General features: G+C 70.4%; 21 protein-coding genes. 8 read left to right on the top strand and 13 right to left on the bottom strand.

Annotated elements, in window-relative coordinates:
* Positions 1-19 precede the first annotated feature (19 nt).
* Positions 20-1,285, top strand: a complete 1,266-nt coding sequence (locus OM076_RS21615) for an MFS transporter (RefSeq protein WP_372518068.1) — start codon at positions 20-22, stop codon at positions 1,283-1,285.
* Here OM076_RS21615 and OM076_RS21610 read toward each other — a convergent pair whose 3' ends face one another.
* The 4 genes from OM076_RS21610 to OM076_RS21595 all read right to left on the bottom strand — a co-directional run bounded on the left by OM076_RS21610 (position 1,286) and on the right by OM076_RS21595 (position 4,591).
* On the bottom strand, positions 1,286-2,395 hold the full coding sequence (locus OM076_RS21610; protein ID WP_270042142.1) for a lactonase family protein: 1,110 nt from the start codon (positions 2,393-2,395) through the stop codon (positions 1,286-1,288).
* A gap of 107 nt (positions 2,396-2,502) precedes the next feature.
* Positions 2,503-2,706: a DUF4177 domain-containing protein gene (locus tag OM076_RS21605; protein WP_270042141.1), complete on the bottom strand. Its 204-nt coding sequence runs from the start codon at positions 2,704-2,706 to the stop codon at positions 2,503-2,505.
* Between the two features lie 11 nt (positions 2,707-2,717).
* A complete protein-coding gene (locus tag OM076_RS21600; protein WP_270042140.1) occupies positions 2,718-3,008 on the bottom strand; it encodes a hypothetical protein in 291 nt (96 codons plus the stop codon).
* A gap of 1,016 nt (positions 3,009-4,024) precedes the next feature.
* A complete protein-coding gene (locus OM076_RS21595) occupies positions 4,025-4,591 on the bottom strand; it encodes a hypothetical protein (RefSeq protein ID WP_270042139.1) in 567 nt (188 codons plus the stop codon).
* 229 nt (positions 4,592-4,820) lie between these two features.
* Between OM076_RS21595 and OM076_RS21590 the strand changes: the two genes are divergently transcribed.
* Positions 4,821-5,336: a hypothetical protein gene (locus OM076_RS21590; protein ID WP_270042138.1), complete on the top strand. Its 516-nt coding sequence runs from the start codon at positions 4,821-4,823 to the stop codon at positions 5,334-5,336.
* Positions 5,337-5,444: 108 nt separating this feature from the next.
* On the opposite strand, the gene OM076_RS21585 is transcribed toward OM076_RS21590, so the two are convergent.
* The 4 genes from OM076_RS21585 to OM076_RS21570 all read right to left on the bottom strand — a co-directional run bounded on the left by OM076_RS21585 (position 5,445) and on the right by OM076_RS21570 (position 8,651).
* Positions 5,445-6,584, bottom strand: a complete 1,140-nt coding sequence (locus OM076_RS21585) for a hypothetical protein (protein ID WP_505017722.1) — start codon at positions 6,582-6,584, stop codon at positions 5,445-5,447.
* 421 nt (positions 6,585-7,005) lie between these two features.
* A complete protein-coding gene (locus OM076_RS21580) occupies positions 7,006-7,275 on the bottom strand; it encodes a hypothetical protein (protein ID WP_270042137.1) in 270 nt (89 codons plus the stop codon).
* Positions 7,276-7,293: 18 nt separating this feature from the next.
* Positions 7,294-7,743, bottom strand: a complete 450-nt coding sequence (locus tag OM076_RS21575) for a cupredoxin domain-containing protein (RefSeq protein ID WP_270042136.1) — start codon at positions 7,741-7,743, stop codon at positions 7,294-7,296.
* Positions 7,740-8,651, bottom strand: a complete 912-nt coding sequence (locus OM076_RS21570; protein WP_270042135.1) for an HpcH/HpaI aldolase/citrate lyase family protein — start codon at positions 8,649-8,651, stop codon at positions 7,740-7,742. The genes OM076_RS21575 and OM076_RS21570 overlap by 4 nt, the downstream gene beginning before the upstream one ends.
* Before the next feature lie 26 nt (positions 8,652-8,677).
* Between OM076_RS21570 and OM076_RS21565 the strand changes: the two genes are divergently transcribed.
* Complete coding sequence (locus tag OM076_RS21565) at positions 8,678-9,424, top strand: Fpg/Nei family DNA glycosylase (RefSeq protein ID WP_270042134.1); 747 nt, start codon at positions 8,678-8,680, stop codon at positions 9,422-9,424.
* Here OM076_RS21565 and OM076_RS21560 read toward each other — a convergent pair.
* Together OM076_RS21560 and OM076_RS21555 are read right to left on the bottom strand one after the other, a co-directional pair.
* On the bottom strand, positions 9,421-10,533 hold the full coding sequence (locus OM076_RS21560) for an FUSC family protein (RefSeq protein ID WP_270042133.1): 1,113 nt from the start codon (positions 10,531-10,533) through the stop codon (positions 9,421-9,423). The genes OM076_RS21565 and OM076_RS21560 overlap by 4 nt on opposite strands.
* Complete coding sequence (locus tag OM076_RS21555) at positions 10,530-11,051, bottom strand: GNAT family N-acetyltransferase (RefSeq protein WP_270042132.1); 522 nt, start codon at positions 11,049-11,051, stop codon at positions 10,530-10,532. Before OM076_RS21555 ends, OM076_RS21560 begins: the two co-directional genes overlap by 4 nt.
* A gap of 130 nt (positions 11,052-11,181) precedes the next feature.
* On the opposite strand from OM076_RS21555, the gene OM076_RS21550 reads away from it, so the two are divergent.
* Complete coding sequence (locus tag OM076_RS21550; protein WP_270042131.1) at positions 11,182-13,665, top strand: lytic murein transglycosylase; 2,484 nt, start codon at positions 11,182-11,184, stop codon at positions 13,663-13,665.
* 11 nt (positions 13,666-13,676) lie between these two features.
* Positions 13,677-14,051 carry a hypothetical protein gene (locus OM076_RS21545; protein WP_270042130.1) on the top strand — a complete coding sequence of 125 codons (375 nt, stop codon included), beginning with the start codon at positions 13,677-13,679 and terminating at the stop codon, positions 14,049-14,051.
* Here the strand turns inward: OM076_RS21545 and OM076_RS21540 are convergent.
* Positions 14,038-15,009, bottom strand: coding sequence for an arginase family protein (locus tag OM076_RS21540; protein ID WP_270042129.1), 972 nt, complete (start codon positions 15,007-15,009; stop codon positions 14,038-14,040). The two genes, OM076_RS21545 and OM076_RS21540, sit on opposite strands and share 14 nt — an antisense overlap.
* A gap of 20 nt (positions 15,010-15,029) precedes the next feature.
* Positions 15,030-15,641: a hypothetical protein gene (locus OM076_RS21535; protein WP_270042128.1), complete on the bottom strand. Its 612-nt coding sequence runs from the start codon at positions 15,639-15,641 to the stop codon at positions 15,030-15,032.
* Positions 15,642-15,724: 83 nt separating this feature from the next.
* On the opposite strand from OM076_RS21535, the gene OM076_RS21530 reads away from it, so the two are divergent.
* The gene (locus OM076_RS21530; RefSeq protein ID WP_270042127.1) at positions 15,725-17,122 is read left to right on the top strand and encodes an HD-GYP domain-containing protein; all 1,398 of its coding nucleotides are present in this window, start codon (positions 15,725-15,727) and stop codon (positions 17,120-17,122) included.
* Here OM076_RS21530 and OM076_RS21525 read toward each other — a convergent pair.
* Entirely contained in the window at positions 17,104-17,391 is a 288-nt protein-coding gene (locus tag OM076_RS21525) for a hypothetical protein (RefSeq protein WP_270042126.1), read from the bottom strand. The two genes, OM076_RS21530 and OM076_RS21525, sit on opposite strands and share 19 nt — an antisense overlap.
* A gap of 29 nt (positions 17,392-17,420) precedes the next feature.
* Here OM076_RS21525 and OM076_RS21520 point away from each other — a divergent pair, with 29 nt between their 5' ends.
* The gene (locus tag OM076_RS21520) at positions 17,421-18,764 is read left to right on the top strand and encodes a glutamine synthetase family protein (protein ID WP_270042125.1); all 1,344 of its coding nucleotides are present in this window, start codon (positions 17,421-17,423) and stop codon (positions 18,762-18,764) included.
* 2 nt (positions 18,765-18,766) lie between these two features.
* Positions 18,767-19,453 carry a FadR/GntR family transcriptional regulator gene (locus OM076_RS21515; protein ID WP_270042124.1) on the top strand — a complete coding sequence of 229 codons (687 nt, stop codon included), beginning with the start codon at positions 18,767-18,769 and terminating at the stop codon, positions 19,451-19,453.
* The last annotated feature ends 53 nt before the right edge of the window (positions 19,454-19,506 follow it).

Genomic DNA, 19,506 nt, shown 5'->3' with positions numbered 1-19,506 from the left:
GCGAGTCCCCATAACCATGGTGATGCCCACCCCGCGTTCCGTCCAACGCGTCTACCTGCTTCTGACGCTCGGGAACACGCTGGCGGCGTCGTTCATCTGGGGGATCAACACGATCTTCCTGCTCGACGCGGGACTCTCGAACCTCGAGGCGTTCGCGGCCAACGCGTTCTTCACCGCGGGCATGGTGCTCTTCGAGGTGCCGACGGGGATCGTCGCCGACACCGTCGGACGGCGCGCGTCCTACCTGCTCGGAACCGTGACGCTGACCGTCGCGACGCTGGCGTACGTGCTGCTGTGGGAGATCACCGCGCCGTTCTGGGCGTGGGCGCTGGCGTCGTTGGCGCTGGGCCTCGGGTTCACCTTCTTCTCGGGCGCGGTCGAGGCGTGGCTCGTCGACGCGCTGCACGCGACCGGCTTCGACGGTGAGCTCGAGGACGTCTTCGGGCGCGGGCAGATGGTCGGCGGCGGCGCGATGCTCACCGGCTCGCTCGCCGGAGGCGTCATCGCCCAGGAGGTGAGCCTCGGCGCGCCGTTCGTCCTGCGCGCGGCGGTCCTCGCGGTGATGTTCGTCGTCGCCTTCCGGCTGATGTTCGACATCGGCTTCAAGGCCGAGAAGGGCGGGCGCCCGCTCGGCGAGATGCGCAAGATCGCGTCCGCGTCGGTCGAGTACGGCTGGCGCGTGCCCGCGGTGAAGTGGCTGATGATGGAGGCGCTGGTCACCGGCGGCATCGGGATCTACGGCTTCTACGCGCTGCAGCCCTACCTGCTCGATCTCTACGGCGACCCGCACGCGTACGTGATCGCCGGGCTCTCGGCGGCGATCGTCGCCGGCGCCCAGATCCTCGGCGGCCTCTGCGCGCCCTACATCCGCGCCCGCTTCAAGCGGCGCACGTCGGCGCTGCTGCTCACCGCGGCGCTCAGCTCGCTGGCCCTGATCGGCCTCGGCACCTTCGAGTCCTTCTGGGCCGCGATCGGCTTCGCGGTCGTGTGGGCGCTGCTGTTCGCGGCGACGATGCCGATCCGCCAGGCGTACATGAACGGCCTGATCCCCTCGCGCCAGCGTGCCACGATCCTCTCGTTCGACTCGCTGATGAGCTCCAGCGGCGGCGTCTGGACGCAGCCGGCCCTGGGCCGCGCCGCCGACGTCTGGGGCTATCCGCCCACGTATCTGATCAGCGCCGGGATCTCGCTGCTCGCGCTCCCGTTCATCGCGCTCTCGCGGCGCCAGAACGCCGCCGCCGACGAACGCGACGTCGTCGGCGACGAGCGTCCCGCGCCCGCGTGATCAGGAGGCGGCGATGCCCTCCCCGCCCGCGGCGCCCGGAACGGCGACCGAGCCGGCGGGCGTGAGCGAGCCGTCAGAGCCGACACGGAAGGCGTCGACGCCACCGGCGGCGCCGGTCTGCACGTAGAGGAAGCGCCCGTCGGAAGAGCCGGCAGCATCGACGGTGCCGGCGCCGGTAGACGTCACGCCGACCGGCCGCAGGGCGCCGTCAAAGGCCGAGATCGTGCCGCTGCCGGCGTTGGACAGGTACAGCCGGCCGCCGACGTCGACGATCCAGCAGGTCGCCGCCTGGCCGGTGGCCGCCTGAGCAATCGGCTGCAGCGTGCCACGGCGGTCGATGCCGAATGTCGCGACCGCGTTCGGGCCGGCCTCGGCGATCGCGAGGTTCCCGCGCGGGTCGAAGGCGACCGCGAACGGCACCGCTCCGGCCAGCGTGGTCGTGGTCGGCTTGAACGCCAGGCCGCCGAGGCGGTCGACGTCGAAGACCTGGACGGCGTTGGTGCTCGCCTTGGTGGTCACGAGCAGGCGGTTGCCGTCGGGCGTGAACGCGACCTGGCCGGGCGTGTGGGTGAACTCCGGCGTCGCGGCCGGATCGAGGCCGAGCGCCCGGTGCCACGCGGGGATCGGCACGAGGAACCCGGCGATCCGTACGTAGCCCTGGACCGAACCGCCCCTGCGAGCATTGAGCACGTAGACGAGGTTGTCGTGAACGGCGATGCTGGCCGGGAAGTCGCCGAATGACGGCAGGACCTGACGGCGGACGAGGCGGTCGCCGTCGACGCCGAAGACCGTGATCGTGTTGCTCCCGGCGTTGACCGCGTAGAGCAGGCCGTGCTCGCGGTCGAGTTGCAGCGAGCCCTGCGAGGCGAGGTGATCGACGACCGAGCCGTCGAGCACGCCGCCGAGGCCGCCGGTGCGATAGCTGCCGGCCGGCTTGAGGCTGCCGTCAGGTGTGCGGTCGTAGGCGACGACGGTGTTGCCGGCCGGGTCGTCGGTCTGGACGAAGACGGCGCCCGCGGCCCGCTGCGGGCTCGCGGCGGCCGGCCCGGCGAGCAGCGCGGCGGCCGCGAGCGCGGCGCCGGCGGCGCCGGCGAAACGAGAGAACTTCAAGGTGATCCTCCATGGGACGAACGGCAATACGTTCCGTTCGTCTCGCGCCGGGCGCGGCGCTTACGCGGCGCGCCCGGCGGTTCACCGCCCTGTTAGGACCGTGAGAGTCAGCCGTTTTCGCGCTTGAAGACGATCAGGTGACCGTCCTTCTCGCCGTGCAGCGCCATGTTCGGGATCAGCTTGTCGAACTCCCAGCCCTCGGCGCCGACCCGGTTCAGGCGCTCCTCGAACTCCTTGCGGTCGAACTCCTCGTCCTTGCGCCCGAGGAAGCCGTGCGTCAGCACTTCGGTCCGGTATTCGTAGGTCGGCATGGCGCCGGAGCCTACGGCGCGATCGCGGACGGCGTCGGGGTGGGGGTCGGCGTCATTTCCGTCATCGTGACCACCTGACTGGAGACGCGGTACGCGCCGTCTGAGCCCTGGACATACAGCGTCACGTCCGGTCCGGTCGTGAGATGTGCGGGCTGCGCGTGCCGGACCGACGGCGACTGATCGCGGGTCATGGCGAAGTACGCCCCCGCCAGCAGCGCGACCACGATGGCCGTGGCGGCGAATCCTGGGGCGATGCTTTGGCGGCGCACGGCAGCGTCAGAGGTCGGGGTGTCGCGGGTCACGATGCCCAAGGGTCAAGCCCTTGGCTATTCGGCCGCTAAAGCCGTCCTCCATCGCACCTAAGGACGGCGCGAACCCGACTTCCCGTCGAATCGCGCTGGACATATTTCCGACCGAAGTCGCACGAAATCGACCGAGGACTTTCCTAGGATCGATCACATCGACACACGTGACCGACTCACCCTCCTGGCCGCCGCCCTGGCGCTCCTGGGCCTGATCCTCCTCGGCGTCGGCGTCCTGATCCCGCAGCTCGTGGTTCTGCTCGTGGGTGTGGGCGCCCTGGCGGGCGGCACCGGCACGCTCGCAGGGCAGCGCCGGCGCGCGTAGACGGCCGAACGTCAACTGCTCCAGGTGGGGAGGGTTCGGTGCGCCCTCCGAGACTGACCGTCAAGGTACGGGCCACGGAGACAGAAAGCGCGTTCTCACGCACGCCGATCACCCCGCGGGAGCGGGTTGCGAGGGGGTGATGTACAAACGGGTCCTGTGAGGACTCATTTGTACATCACCCCCACCAACGCGCCAGCTCGAACAGTGCGACCCTGATCGAAGACGGCGACCTGACCGCCAAACGCGCACGGTCGACCACGGCGACCGGGAGAAGGCGTGCGAGGGACGCACTTTCTGCCTCCGTGGCCCGTAGCTGTCGGTATCCCGGCACCGCAATTCGAGCCAACAGAGCCGAGCCGAGCAGCCGACTCACGGCGAGCCAGTAACGGAGGGCGGACCACTCCCCCTCCCCCACCCGGCGCAGTTGACTTCCGTCCCTAGCTACTTCCTCCGGATAAATGCAGCGTCGCGCCAGGAAGCGATCACGACTTGCGGAGCGAACAAGCCGCCGCCGGCGGCTGGCGCTGCTCGTCCGGGGACCTCGGAGCGTTCCGTGGGGAAGCAGCGAGCTACCCAGCGGCGTGGCACCGCTGGGCGCCGCGGTCGAGTGCGGGTCACGCGCGGGTGTTTGCACCTGCGAGCACCCGCGCTGTTCGGGTTGGCGCGTCGCCGAATCGATCAGGGCAACCAGTCAGCGGCTGCGCCCGTACCCGCGGTGTCGGAGGATCAGCACGTAGGCGTAGGCGATGCCGATATAGGCGACGAGGTTGTAGACGAGGTGCAGGATCGTGTCGCTGAGCCCGAGCGCGGCATCTCCGATGCCGGGGCACGGGCAGCCGCCGTTGGCGATCACGTTGGAGATGATCACGCCGTGCTCGACCATGTGCCAGCTCTCGATCCACACGCTGGCGGTGATGAAGATCCAGAACGCCCGTTTCGTGATCACCTCCGGCGTGATGTGCCAGAGGGGCAGGATCAGCGCGTACAGGGACAGCAGATACAGCGTGTTGTAGCCGAGGTGCAGCCACTCCTCGGTGCCGTTGAACTGGAGCACGTAGCCGAGCAGCCCGAGCGCGTCGTCTTCGGGTACGCCGAGAACGAAGACCTGCAGGGCCTGCACGAAGTGCTCGACCAGGTGGCCGCCCTGGATGACGACCACAGCGGTCATGAAGTAGAAGACCGGCTCGCTGAGCCCACTGGTGTCCCTAGCGGGCGGTGCCGCCGCCATTGCCGGCCGGTGCGTCAGGAGCTTCTGCATCGCGGCCTCCGCGCGCGTCGCGAGCGGGACGTGAGCCCGACTATACGCTCGCCGCTTCCGGCATTGCAACCCGTGCGCGGAGGGGGTAGCCTCGCTCGCGGGTGATAGCCCGATGGGCGCTCGACCAGAACCTCATGAGCGAGACCGCATTGCGGTCCCCGGGGTTCCTACGGGCCCGCCAGGCGCGGGCTGCTCCCGTCTCACAGCCCAACCTGAGGGGGTGTTCCAGTTGAAGCGACTGGTATCAGCCGCTGCCGCGATCGTCGCGCTCCTGTTGTTGCCGGCGGGCGCCGTCGCGACCGGTGAGGAGACCACGGTCGAGCGGGTTCCCGGGAACTTCGTGATGACTTCGGAGGACTGCAAGCACCTGCCGCCGGCCACCACGATCACCGGGACGGGAACCGGGACCTCGGTCACCCGGACCACGACCCATCGCGGAATCACGACGATCGCGAACACGACGATCATTCCCGGCAAGGCCACCGACCAGGCCGGGAACACCTACCGGTTCTTCTACAGCAATCACTTCCGGATCTCGAACACGAAGGCGAGGCCGACCGTGTACTCCGGGCTCATGGAGGACCTGTTCCTGCTGCACGGACGGGGGCCGGCGAGGCTCGCCAACGGCTTCGTCGCCGTCTACACGACGGACTTCGGCGACCTGAATCGTTTTGACCCGATTCACGCGTTCGGAGATCCGATCACATTCCCGACCGGAGTAGGGCCGTTCTGCGATCCGCTCTAGCTACTTGCCGCTGATAAACGGGTGTACGTGAGAACGGCCGCGCGGGCGGCGCGGCCGTTCATCGGGTGAGTCGCGTGGCGGGCGGCTCCGCGACTGGTGCTGATGGTCTCAGGCGGGCCGGACAGGCTTGGTGGGCTTGCCCGGGCGGGTTGGCTGGGCCGGGCCGGGCGCGCGGGGCGGGCCGTGCCCGGTCCGGTCATGCGGTTTGAGGGCGAGGGTGTCTAGGTTGTAGGCGAGGATCGCCCAGGCGGCCCAGGTGCGGGCGCCGGTGTGGCCTTTCAGGCGCGATCGGTCGAGGCCGTAGCGGCGTTTGAGGTGGCTGATGCGGCCCTCGGCGCCGACGCGGAACTTGGCCAGCCGGCGGTTGGTCTTGCGGGCGTGCGGGGCGTGGTGGCCGCTGATGAACAGCCGCTCGGGCTCGGGCAGGTACGCGCGGACGGGGCCGGGGGTGAAGCCGCCGTCGAGCGCGATCTCGCGGGGCCGCAGGTTGAGGTCATCAAGCCGCTGGCCGGTGAACGGCAGCAGCTGGGACTCGTTGAGTGAGCCGATGCCGGTGCTCACCGGGAGGATCAGGCCGCGCGCGCCGCGGCGCGTGTTCTCGCACAGTTCGGCGAGCTGCATGACGGAGCCGAACTCGGTCGGCTTGTTGAGCTTGCCCTTGCGGATCGGGCGCGCGTCGGGGTCGCTGATCGAGACCAGCCGATCGCGGATCGGGTTGCCCGCGACCCGCAACGCGATCTGCGCGCAGACCTTCTCGGCCAGCTCGGCCACGCGCTGGAGCCGATCGGCGGCGGCCCGCTTGGCGTGGGCGCCGCGACCGCGGGCGCGCTCACGCAACCGGGCCGCGAGCCGGCGCGCTTCGCGGATCGAGACCACTAGCAGCTCGCCGGCCTCACCGGTCAAGCGGTCAGCGAGCGCCTTGCTTTTGCCGGTACGCGCGGCGATCGAGCGGTTCACGCGGCGCAGCCGGCCAGCGACCTGGCGTGAGCGATCCTTCACCCGCGGCGCCCCAACACCAGCCAGCCCGCGCGCCTTGGCCGCCTCACGCGCCAGCGCCCGCGCGGCGTCCTCGGCGAGTCCAAGGTCGGTTGGGTAGCGGATCTCTGACTCCACGACGGTCGAATCGATCCGCGCGGCCCGCACGACGAAGCGCCGAGCGCCCGCAGTCGGGCTGGCCGCCGCGGCGATCACCTGCGAGCAGATGTCCTCGATCACCTCCGCGCCCAGGCGCCGCACGAGCTTGCGCACAGTGGACTCATCCGGCACCCGGTCCCACAGCCCGATCCGGCAGAACCGCCGCAGACGCAGCGAGTCTGAGACCTCCCCCGCACGAGCGTCTCATACCCCAGCCCGACCGCGCCTTGACGAGCATCAACCGCACGAAGCGGTCCATCGGCACCGTCGGGCGCCCGAACCACCGCGCGTCCGCGGCCCACGACGCCTCGATCGGCGCCAACACCCCAGGCTCGGCCAGCAACCCGTCCAGCGCCGCGAGATCCGCGGGCAGTTCGGCCACACAGTCCGGCAGCCCGAGATCAAACAACGACTCCACCTATCCGCCCGACAAGCGCAGCACTCAACCCCCATAATCGCCCGATATGCAGGCAAATAATCCCAGTGACACCGGACGGAACCACGACCACCCAACAACTATTTCCGGGGCAGGTAGCTAGGCCCGCGCCCGCTGGCCGCCGGCGTAGGAGCCGAGGTCGGCGAGGAACGCGAGCACGACGACGAACCACTCGAAGCCGGTGACGCGGTGGGTGCCGACGTCCCACATCACCGCGTAGGCGAGCGTCGTCCACGGCAGCAGGAAGAACCCGAGCAGCGGGAGGAACCAGCTGTCGTACGCGCGGCTGAGGATGTCGCTGAACAGCGCGACGACGATGATCGCCAGGCGTGGCGAGATGAAGGCGAAGGCGGCGGCCACGCAGGGCACGCCGCAGACCTTACGCCTCTACGGATCGACGCGCAGTTCGCCGATCTGGGTCGCGGAGTCCTCGAACTCGATCTCGAAGATGCCGTCGATCGTGGCCTTGAAGCTGATGTTCTCGGTCTCGCCCCCCTTGACGTCCTTCTTGATGTCGTAGCCGTGGATGTGGACCTCCTCATCCTTCGGCGCGAGGACGCGGAAGCGCACGGTGTCGCCCTTGTCGAAGCGCAGCTTGACGACCTTGCTGCCGGTGAGGAGCGGGCCGGGGTCGACCGTGGGCTTGGGCGTCGGGGTCTCGGTCGGCGTCGGCGTCTCCTCGCGGACGTCCGGGTTCGATGTCGTCGCGGTGGCCGTCGCAGTGGGGGCGTCGGCCGTCGTCTCGGGATCGTCGGAGCTGGGTCGCAGCGCGAGAAACGCCACGACGAGGATCGCGACGGCGACGCCGAGGAAGGCCAGGCGGGCGTTGCGGCTCATCGCTCGTACCCCGCGGCCCGGCCGGAGAAGGCGATCCGCTCGGCCATCTTGCGGTTGGCCTCGTCGATCATCTCGCCCTCGAACACCGCGGCGCCCGCGCCGTCCCGGTGCGCCTGCTCATAGGCGGCGAGCATCGCCTCCGCGCGCTCCCACTGCTCGCGGGCCGGGCTGAAGACCTCGTTGACGACCGCGATCTGGCCCGGGTGGATCGTCCACTTGCCGTCGACGCCGAGCGCGCGCGCCAATTGGGCCCGCTCGCGCAGCCCGTCCTCGTCCTTGATGTTGCCGTAGGGGCCGTCGATGGCCTGGATGCCCGCCGCGCGCGCCGCGACGACGAGCCTGGAGTAGACGTAGTTGAGATGGTCTCCGGGATACCCGCTCGGCGCCGCGCCGATCGTCGTGATCGGGATGCCGACCGCCGCCGAGTAGTCCCCGGGGCCGAAGATCAGCGTCTCCATGCGGGGTGAGGCGGCGGCGATCGCCTCGCACGCGAGCAGCCCGGTGGCGTCCTCGATCTGCGCTTCGATGCCGATCCGGCCGACCTCGAACCCGTGCGCCAGCTCGATCTGGGTGAGCAGCTTGTCGGTCATCTCGACGTCCCCGGGGGTGCGGACCTTGGGCAGCATGACCGCGTCGAGCTTGCGGCCCGCCTGCTCCACGACGGCGATCAGGTCCTTGTAGTAGTGCGGGGTGTCGGTGCCGTTGACCCGCACGACGACCGTCTTGCCGCCGAAGTCGAGCGTGTTCAGCGCCTCGATCACCCGCCCGCGCGCGCCCTCCTTCTCGTTCGGCGCGACGGCGTCCTCGAGGTCGAGGAAGATCTCGTCGGCCTCCAACCCCACGGCCTTGGCGATGAAGCGCTCGCTGGATCCCGGAACGGCGTGACACGTACGGCGTGATCTCGGCATGAGGGGCGGATCGTAGCCTCAGAGACATGCCCGAACTGCCAGAGGCCGAGCGCGCCCGCCAACAGATCGAGCGGGCGCTGGGGCGCGAGATCGTCGCCGTCGACGACCGCGACACCTACGTGAGCCGGCCCCACGCGCCCGGGGAGATCGCCGCCGCGCTGGTCGGACACCGGCTCACGGCCGCCCACCGGCGCGGCAAGTTCCTGTGGGCGGAGACCGACGGCGGCCCGGAACTGGGCCTGCATCTCGGGATGGCGGGACGGATCGTGGTCGACGAGCCGGCGGGCGACAACAACTGGGACCGGTTCGTGCTCGACTTCGCCGACGGCGGGCGACTGGCGCTGCGCGACAAGCGCCGGCTCGGCCGCGCGGTGATCGAGCCCGACTTCACCCACATCGGCCCGGACGCGTTCGAGATCTCCCGCGACGCCTTCCGCGAGCGGGTGGGGCGCGGCTCGATCGCGCTGAAGGCACGGCTGCTGGATCAGAAGTCGCTCGCGGGCGTGGGGAACCTGCTCGCCGACGAGACCCTGTGGCAGGCGAAGCTCTCACCCCGGCGCCCGGCCGGCGAGCTGACCGACGAGGAGCTCGACCACCTGCGCCGCGAACTGCGCAAGGCGACCCGCAGCGCGATTCGCGCGGGCGGCGTCCACACGGGCGACTTCATCCCGTTCCGCAAGCGCGGCGCGGCCTGCCCGCGCTGCGGGACGACGCTCGAGCGCGCGACGATCGGCGGCCGGACGACGTTCTGGTGCCCGAAGGAGCAGACCTAGGGAGCCGCTTCGCGGACCGCTTCGGTCGCTTCCTCGTACGTGTAGCCGATGCCGGTCAGGAGGTCGGTGGCGGTCGAGCGGATCTGGCCGACGATCACCGACACGCTGAGGTTCGTCGTGCCCTCGAGGACGTGGGTGGCGACCGACGCGGCCCGCAGCGCCGGGCCGCGCACGCCCTCGAAGGCCTCGCCCCGCTCCAGCGCCCCGCCCAGCGCGAGCACGGCGGCGGCGAGATCGTCGAGCGCTTCGGCCACCTCGGGCGGGACGTTCTCGTCGAGCGCGAGCGCCCGCATCGCGCCGCGGGCGAGCACGCGGACGTTGCGGACGGCGAGGTCGATCCGCGCGGCCGCGTCGGCATAGAACTCGACGGAGTCTCTCGCGCGCCTGCGCGCGGGGGAGATCCGCGTCGTCTCGCGGCTCTCAAGCGTCGCGTCGAAGAACCGCGCGCCCAGCTCGTCGATCCCCCGCGCCCGCACCAGCGCCGCCTCGGCGTGATCCGGCTCCCGCGTGCGCAGCGCGCCGGCGATGTCGCCCAACACCGCCGCCAGCTCCTCCAGCACCGGCCGCGCCGCGTCGCGCAGCAGCCGCAGCGGGTTCGCCGGGAGCAGGACCGCGGCGACGGCGAGGGCGATCGTCCCGCCGGTGAGCGCGTCGAGCGCGCGGGCGAAGGACACGTGGGTCCCCGCGGTGGAGACGGTGAACACCAGCACGGCCGAGACGGCGACCTGGTTGACGAACAGCTGGCTCGTACCGAAGAACAAGCCGAGGCCGATGGCGACGAACACCGCCACCCCGAGTTGGACCACGCCGGGACCGAGCTGGAAGGCCAGCAGATCCGCGGCCGCGATGCCCAGCGTGACCGCCGCGATCAGCTCGAACGCCCGTCGCCCGCGCTGGTGGTAACTGGTGCCGAGCGCGATCACGGCCGAGACCGGGGCGAAGAACGGCGACGAGTGGCCCCAGAGCCATTTGGCCGTCGCCCACGCCAGCGCGACCGCCACACCCGCCTGAACCATCACCCGCCAGCCCATCCGGACCCGGTTCCAGCGAACGTGCATCGAGACGCGGGACCGTTCCGCGGCGTCCTCGAAGAAGCGATCCGGGATCACAGCTCGCGACGGTACTCGACCAGGTCCAGCCCCAGCAGCGGCTCGGAGAACGCGCGCGAGGCGAGCTCCCAGCCCTCGCGCTCGTAGAAGGCGCGGGCGCGGGCGGCGCCGTACGGCGTGTAGAGCCGGATCGACTCGTAGCCCTGGCGTGCCGCCTCCTCGAGCCCGAGGCCGTGCAGCCGCCCCGCCAGCCCGGTGCCCCACCAGTCGGGCCGCACGAAGAGCATCCAGAGGTGGGCCCGCGCGGGCAGGCGGATGTGCGGGCGCTCGCGATCGGCGGCGTGGGTGATGCCGACGTGGCCCGCCTGCATGCCGTCCGGCTCCACCGCCATCGCGCACCAGGTGGTGTTCTGGCGCAGCCGTTCCCGGATCGAGCGCACCTCGAGCGCGTGCGGCGGCGGCTCCCAGCCCTCCGGCGCCCACGCGCGGTAGGAGTCGAAGCCGAGTCGTGTGGTCCCCGCAAGCGCCAGCGCGTCATCCGGCACCGCGATCCGGATGTCGAGCCCAGCAAGGTCCATCAGTGGGGAGAGCGTATCGAAGCTTGCATTATCTCAACCTCGACTTGACGGTGAGATACATGCGGATCGGGTCTGAACCCCACCCCCAGGATTCAAGCGGCAGAGCCAGAGTGCCGACACCGAGGGGGACGTGACCCGCCGACTTCTCGCCACAGCCCTCATCAGCGCCGCCGCCGTTGCGGCTGCGCTCGGCATCCCTGCAGCCGCCCAGGACGACGCCACGCCTACGGCGACGGCCTCCTCCGTGGCGACGGCCACCGAGACGACCGCGCCCCCCGCCGCCACGGCGACGCCGGCGGCAACCGAAGCTCCTACGCAGGCGCCGGTTGACACGGGCCAGTCGGCTTCGACCCCGGACCCCACCGAGGCCGCCACCGAAGCGCCGGCCGCGACCGAGACGCCCTTCCCCTCCCCGGTCGAGACCACGATCGAGACGCCCGCCCCCACGGAGACCGCAGCTGCCGCCGACGCGACGGCCACGGCCACGGCGACCCCGACGGCGACCGAGACCCCGCGCAAGAAGAAGACCACCCGCGCGGCGAACACGTCGAAGCCGAAGAACGGTCAGGCCCGCGAGTGCACCGAGAAGGACACGGGTAAGGCTTCGACCTCGACCTCAGCTTCAGGGTGTGTCAAGGTCAACACCGCTCCGGCGTCGGTCCCGACTCCTGCCCCGGCTCCCAAGCTGACGAACACCGACGGCAGCCCGGCGCCCTCGAATCCGAGCTACGCGCTCTCGACTCCGGGCCCCGCGAAGATCGGCGTCCCGAACTTCTTCATCGACAAGTTCCGGATTCCTCCCTTCCTGCTCCCGATCTACCAGGCGGCCGGCATGCAGTACGGCATCCGCTGGGAGGTCCTCGCGGGCATCAACGAAATCGAGACCGACTACGGCCGCAACCTCAACGTCTCCTCCGCCGGAGCCCTGGGCTGGATGCAGTTCATGCCCGCCACGTGGAAGCAGTACGGCGTCGACGCCAACCAGGACGGCGTCAAGGACCCGTTCAACCCGGTCGACGCGATCTTCGCCGCCGCGCGCTACCTCAAGGCCGCGGGCGGGGACAAGGATCTCCGCAAGGGCATCTTCGCTTACAACCACGCCGACTGGTACGTCGACAGCGTCCTGATGCGCGCCCAGGTCGTCGGCGGCATCCCCGGCGACCTCGTCGGCAGCCTCACCGGCCTCACGCAGGGCCGCTTCCCGGTCCGCGCCAAGGCGACGTACGCCGGCGCGCTGAAGAAGTCCGATCGCAAGATCAAGGGCGCCAACGCCGCCGTCACCGTCGAGGCCGACAAGACCCGCCGCAACATCGAGATCTACGCCAAGGCCGGCTCCCCCGTGATCTCCGTCAACGACGGCAAGGTCGTCAAGGTCGGCAAGAGCAAGCGCCTCGGCCGCTTCGTGATCGTGCAGGACGTCTACGGCAACACGTACACGTACGGGCACCTCGGCAGCGTCGCCAAGACGATCCCGGTCCCGAAGCGGCGCACCAAGAAGACCACGGGCCCGAAGCGCAAGGTGCCCGTCGCCCCCACGACCGAGCACGAGACCAAGGCCGACGCCAAGGCGGCGAAGGTCGCGAAGGCCGCGCCGACCCCCACGCCCGAGCCGGCCGCCACCGCCGCGCCCACGGCCAAGGTCCGCCTCTTCGCCCACCCGGAGCGCAAGAACGCCCTCGCCAACGGCGGCGACGCCCAGATCACCGACGGCCGCCCGGCCGAGGAGCTCGCCAGCGCCGGCGCCCCGCTCGGCCTCAACCCCAAGGACTTCGTGGCCAAGCCGCTGGTCAAGGGCGCGCGCATCCTCGGCGGCACCACGCTCGGCCGGATCGGCAAGACCACCGCGCTCGCCCCGCACCTGCTGTTCGAGATCCGCCCGGCCGGCAGCGGCGCCCCGCGGATCGACCCGAAGCCGATCCTCGACGGCTGGAAGTTGCTGGAGAGCACCGCGGTCTACCGCGCCAAGGGCAAGAACGCGCTCTTCGGCACCGACTCCGACCAGCCCTCGATCGGCCAGATCATGCTGATGAGCAAGGAGACGCTCGCCCGCCGCGTGCTCGCCGACAACCGCATCACGATCTACGGCTGCGGCGAGAGCGACGTCCGCTCCGGCGCGATCGATCGCCGCGTGCTCGCCACGCTCGAGTTCCTGGCGACGAGCGGCCTGAAGCCGACCGTCTCGAGCCTCAAGTGCGGCCACGGCTACCTGACCACCTCGGGCAACGTCTCCGAGCACACGACCGGCACCGCGGTCGACATCGCCGCCATCAATGGCATCAACATCTACGGCCACCAGGGCCCGGGCTCGATCGCGGACGTCACGATCCAGCGTCTGCTGACCCTGCAGGGCACGATGAAGCCGCACCAGATCATCTCCCTGATGACCTTCGACGGCGCCGACAACACGCTCGCCATGGCCGACCACGCCGACCACATCCACGTCGGCTGGCGCCCGCTCTACGGCGAGAACAAGGAAGCCGCGAAGCAGATCAACGCGATCCTGAAGCCGAACCAGTGGATCAAGCTGATCGGCCGCCTGTCCGAGATCGACAACCCGAAGGTCCCGGTCACCCCCAGCAAGTACTCGGTCAAGGTCAAGCGCGCCGCCGACTAAGATCTGGCGCCATGTCCACCGCGGACACCAAGGCCCAGATCGAGACGGCGGTCAAGAACTTCCAGCGCGAGGTCCCCGCACTGGAGCGACTGAAGCTGGTCTTCGAGCTCGAACTGCGCGGCCGCGGTGACATCCAGCTGTTCCGCGTCGAGGTCCCCGGGCCGAAGATCACGCGTGACATCGCCTCCGACGCGAAGGTGCGCCTCAGCATCCCGCGCACCGAGTTCAACGAGCTGCTCAAGGACGGCACGATCCGCCACTGGCGCGAGTGCTTCGAGTCCGGTCACGTGAAGGCCAGCGGGCCTCCCGAGATCATCAAGCTGATCGCGAACGTCGTGATGAAGCAGGAAGAGCGCACGCGGACGCGGCGGCTCAAGACCCGCTAGTTCGCTTCAGCGCCACCCCGGTGATCACCTCGCGGACGATCCGGTCCGCGACCAGGCACGTGATGTCGGCCGAGCCGACCCCGGTCGGGATCACCTCGACGACGTCCATCCCCACGAGGTCCACCCGCGAGCAGATCTCGCGGCACGCCCACAGCAGGTCGATCGACGTCATGCCACCCGGCTCCGGCGTGCCGGTGCCGGGGACATAGACCGGGTCGAGCACGTCGACGTCGACTGAGAGGAACACCGGGCCGCCGCCGACGATCGCGACCGCCCGCTCGACCACGGAGCGGATGCCGACCTCGCGCACGTCGTGCATGAACATCGACGTGATGCCCCGCTCGTGCTGCCAGGAGAACTCGGTCTCCCCCGGCCAGTAGCCGCGCAGGCCGATCTGCACGTAGCGCTTCGGGTCCACGTGGCCCTGCTCGACGAGCCGGTACATGATCGACCCGTGTGAGAGCTCGACGCCGAAGACCTCCTTGCCGGTGTCGGTGTGGGTGTCGAAGTGGATCAGCCCGACCGGGCCGCCGCGGCGCGTGGCGATCGCGCGGATGTCCGGCTCGGCGATCGAGTGATCGCCGCCGAGGATGATCGGCAGCGCGCCGGCGTCGACGACCTGGCCGACGGTGGCCTCGATCGCGGCGTGGGTGCGGACGGCGTCCGCGGGCAGGACCGGCGCGTCGCCGAAGTCGACGACCTTCAGGACCTCCATGCCGTCGATCCCCGCCTCCAGGTGGGGCCCGTGCGGGCACGAGGCCGCGCGGATCCCGCGCGGCCCGAAGCGGGTGCCCGGGCGGTCGGAGACGAGGTCGTCCGTCGGCGCGCCCACGATCGCGATGTCGACGCCCGCCAGCTCGGCGGGGTCCTGCGTGTAGGGCATGCCGGAGAAGGTCAGAAGCCCGGCGTAGTCGGGCTTCTCACCGTATTCGCGCCAGCGTTCGAGCGGATCGATCATCGATCCGCACGATACGCCGACTAGTGCGAGACGCGCGGATCGACGTAGACGTCGTCGATCTGCCAGGCGCCGCCGAGCAGCGGCGAGAACTTGAAGCGCACCGCGGTCATGTCGGGCGGCAGCAGCGGGAGCAGGTTCGCGACCACGAGCGAGGGCAGGCTGGGATGCCACGCCCCGCCGAGATCGACGCCCACCGGCAGCGTCACCCACACGCCGAGCTCGAGCTGGACCTGCACCTGCACCAGCAGGGTCGAGAGCAGCCCGCTGTTCTTGCGGGCGAAGTAGCGCAGCGTCGGCTCATTGAGGCCGACGCAGACCGGCGCGGAGGTGGCGCTGGAGCCGGCCGGCAGCAGCAGGGAGCGGGAATCGGCCGCGCCGCCGACGTGCTGGGACGCGTTGCCGTCGACGACCTTGGCGCCGCCTGTGAGCGTCCAGCCGGCGTCACCCGCCTCGAAGTTCCCGTTCTGCACGGGCTTGTAGGAGCTGTTGTCGAGCCACGCCTTGAACGGCTGGCTCAGGACCGGGTCGTCGCAGCCCGTTGCGGACTTCGTGAGCACGCCGGCGTGGGCCGGCGCGGCCAGGGCCGCGGTCGTGGCAATCGCACCGGCGAACGTAAGCGCCGTGCGGGTCATCCGTGACCTCTTCATATTCCTAAAGTCGGCATACCGGGCTGCCGACCACATAGGACACACGTCGATTGACGGAATCTTGACTTTTGCCCGCCATCGACCCACCGAAGATCGACGACGCCACCGCGCTGCGCGTCGAGGAAGCCCGGACATTCAGCCTGCAGGGCCTGAGTGCCCGCCAGCAAGGGGTTGAGATCACCTCTGCGGTGCTCTCGGTCGGCGCCGCGATCGCCCTCGCGGTCCTGGCCGATGCCGACCGCCCGTTCTCGCTCCCGCTCGCGGTCATGTTCGTCCTGGCGTACGCGGCGATCTCGCGCGTCGCCTTCAACGTCGGCGCCGGCTACGTCGTGCCGACCCAGCTCGTCTTCGTGCCGATGCTCCTATTGACGCCGACCCCGGCCGTGCCGCTGCTGGTGATGCTCGGGACGGTGCTGGCCAAGCTGGGCTCGGTGCTGCGGGGCCAGTCCGCGCCGCAGCGGATGATCCTCGTCATCACCGACGCGACCTTCGCGCTCGCACCGGCGGCCGTCCTGATCCTGCTGGACGCGCAGTTGCCCGACTGGGCGTCGTGGCCGGCGTACGCGGCGGCGGTCGCGGCGCAGTTCGCCGCCGACGCGCTGCGCGAGAGCCTGCGCGCGTATCTGACCAAGGTCCTCCCCGTGCGGGTGATGCTCGCCGAGATCGCCGAGGCCTGCCGGCTCGACCTCCTGCTGATCCCGGTCGGCCTGCTCACCGCGCTCGCCGCCGCCGGCGCGCCGGCCGCGGCCCTGTTCGTCCTGCCGCTCGTCGCGCTGCTGCAGATGTTCGCCCGCGAGCGCGACGCCCGCATCGAGCAGACGCTCGAGCTCGGGCGCTCCTACCGTGGCACCGCGCTGCTGCTCTGCGACCTGCTCGAGGACGACGACGAGTACACGGGCAACCACACGCACGACGTCGTCGAGCTCGCCGCCCGCGTCGCCGACCGCCTCCGCGTGCCCGAGGACGTCAAACGCGAGACCGAGCTCGGCGCGATGCTCCATGACATCGGCAAGATCGGCATCCCCGACGCGATCATCAACAAGCCCGGGCCGCTCGACGAGGAGGAGTGGAAGCTGATGAAGACCCACACGCTCGAGGGCCAGCGCATGCTCGACCGCGTGGGTGGGTTCCTCGGCAGCGTCGGGGAGGTCGTCCGCGCTTCGCACGAGCGCTTCGACGGCGCCGGCTACCCGGACGGCCTCAAAGGCGCGGAGATTCCCCTCGCGGCGCGGATCGTGTCCGTCTGCGACGCGTTCAACGCCATGACCACGACCCGCTCCTACCGCAAGGCGATGCCGGTCGCGACCGCGGTGCAGGAGCTGCGCCGCTGCTCCGGCACCCAGTTCGACCCGGCGGTCGTGACGGCGCTGCTGGACGTCATCGGCGATCCCGGCTGGGCGCTGTCGCTGCGCGCCGAGCCGAGAGTCGCGACGCCGCCCGCGCGGACCTACTCCTCCGCGCCGTAGGCGTCGGCGAGGAACTCCGGCAGCGTCGCCATGAAGCCCGGCACGAGCTCCTCGGGGATGGTGACGGTGACGCCGGTGACGTGGACGTCGTCGCCGTGGGTGTGCGCGTCAGGGGTGACGGTGGCGCCCGCGAGGATGAAGAACGGCGTCAGCGAGAAGTAGTCCAGCCCGACGAACTCCTCCTTGTCGATGCCGGTGGCGTCGAGCAGTTCGAGGAACGCGGGATCGTATTCGGAGTGACCCTGGGTGATGTAGGCAAGTTGCTTCATGGGAGGGAGTGTGTAGCGTTTCGCGCCGCATGGACCTTCCGCCTTCGCTCACGATCGACCAACTGCGCCATGCCGTACACGACGAGAAGGTGGACACGGTCCTGCTCGCGCTGACCGACATGCAGGGCCGCCTGCAGGGAAAACGGCTCACGGCACGGCACTTCCTGGACACCGTGCTCGAGCACGGCTCGGAGGCCTGCAACTACCTGCTGGCCGTCGACGTCGAGATGAACACGGTCGACGGCTACGCGATGTCCTCGTGGGAGCGCGGCTACGGCGACTTCGAGATGAAGCCCGACCTGGCCACCCTGCGGTTCGTGCCCTGGAACGAGGGCACGGCGCTCTGCCTGGCCGATCTCGCCTGGGGCGATGGCTCGCCCGTCGTGGCCTCGCCGCGCCAGATCCTGCGCGCGCAGCTGGACCGGCTGGGCGAGCGCGGCTTCGAGGCGTTCGCGGGCACCGAGCTCGAGTTCATCATCTTCCGCGACACCTACGAGGAAGCCTTCGAGAAGGGCTACCGCGGCCTCAAGCCCGCCAATCAGTACAACAACGACTACTCGGTCCTCGGCGGCTCGCGGGTGGAGCCACTGTTGCGCCGGATCCGCAGGGAGATGGGCGCCGCGGGGATGGCGGTCGAGAGCTCCAAGGGCGAGTGCAACGACGGCCAGCACGAGATCAACTTCCACTACGGCCCTGCACTGCGGACCGCGGACGAGCACACGATCTACAAGACGGGCGCGAAGGAGATCGCCGCCGCCGAGGGCATGGCGATCACGTTCATGGCCAAGTACGACCAGCGCGAGGGGTCGTCATGTCACATCCACCTCTCGCTGCGGCGCGACGGCTCCCCCGCCTTCGAAGCCGACGAGGCCCTGTTCGAGCGCTTCGTCGCCGGCCAGCTCGCCTGCCTGCGCGAGCTGAGCCTGTTCCTCGCGCCCAACGTCAACTCCTACAAGCGCTTCGCCAAGGGCTCCTTCGCGCCGACCGCGGTGGCCTGGGGGCGCGACAACCGCACGTGCGCGGTGCGGGTCGTCGGCCACGGGCCGGCCCTGCGGGTCGAGCTCCGCGTGCCCGGCGCCGATGTCAACCCGTATCTGGCACTGGCGGCGATGATCGCCGCCGGGCTGCACGGGATCGACGGCGAGCTGGAGCTCGAGCCGCCGCTGGACGGCAACGCGTACACCTCGGACAAGCCGCACGTGCCGACGACGCTCGCCGAGGCGCGCGGGTTGTTCGCCGCCAGCGGCGTGGCGCGGGCCGCGTTCGGCGACGAGGTCGTCGACCACTATCTCAACGCCGCCAGGATCGAGCTGGAGGCCTTCGAGGCGTTCGTGACCGACTGGGAGCGCACCCGGGGGTTCGAGCGGCTGTGATCGTGGACGCCGTCTTCGCCCCCGTTCAGTCGACGACCGCCTTCGAGGAGACGCTCGAGCGGCTCGGCACCGCGATCAAGCTCGAGCTGCTGCCGCCGGGCACGCGGCTCCCGCCGGAGCGCGATCTCTGCGAGCAACTCGGCATCGCCCGCTCGACGCTGCGCCAGGCGCTGACCGCGCTGGTCCAGAGCGGGCACCTGCACGCGGTGCGCGGGCGGGGCGGCGGGACGTTCGTCGCCGACGCGCCGGCGCAGATCGCCGCCCGCTCGGAGCTCGTCGACTGGCGCGAGCGCTGCGACGTGCGCCTCGCGGTCGAGGTGGGTGTGGCGTACCTGGCGGCGGAGCGGGCGGAACCGGCGGCGATCGACCTGCTGGGTGATCTGGTGGGTGAGATGGCCGCCAGCGACGACGACTTCGCCGCGTACCGCCGCGCGGACGTGCGCTTCCACGTCGGCTTGGCCGAGGCGACGGGCTCCCCCGCGCTGGTCGCCGCGACGACCGAGTCCCAGGGCGCGATGACCGACCTCATCTCCTACATCGCCCACCCGCCCGAGGTGCTGGCGTGGTCCAACGCGCAGCACGCGCGGCTCGTCGATTGCCTAATAAAGCGTGATCCGGCGCTGGCCATGAAGGTCATGGCCGACCACCTGCGCGGCACCGAGCACGTGCTCGCCGGCCTCCTTCCTTGACGCCGCCTATACCCTCCCGGTCTAAGGACGGAGGAGCGTACCTTTTGAGGGAG

The sequence above is a fragment of the Solirubrobacter ginsenosidimutans genome (assembly GCF_027587205.1).
Note: the sequence above shows the minus strand (reverse complement) of the source record. Positions and strands in the feature narration are given on the sequence as shown.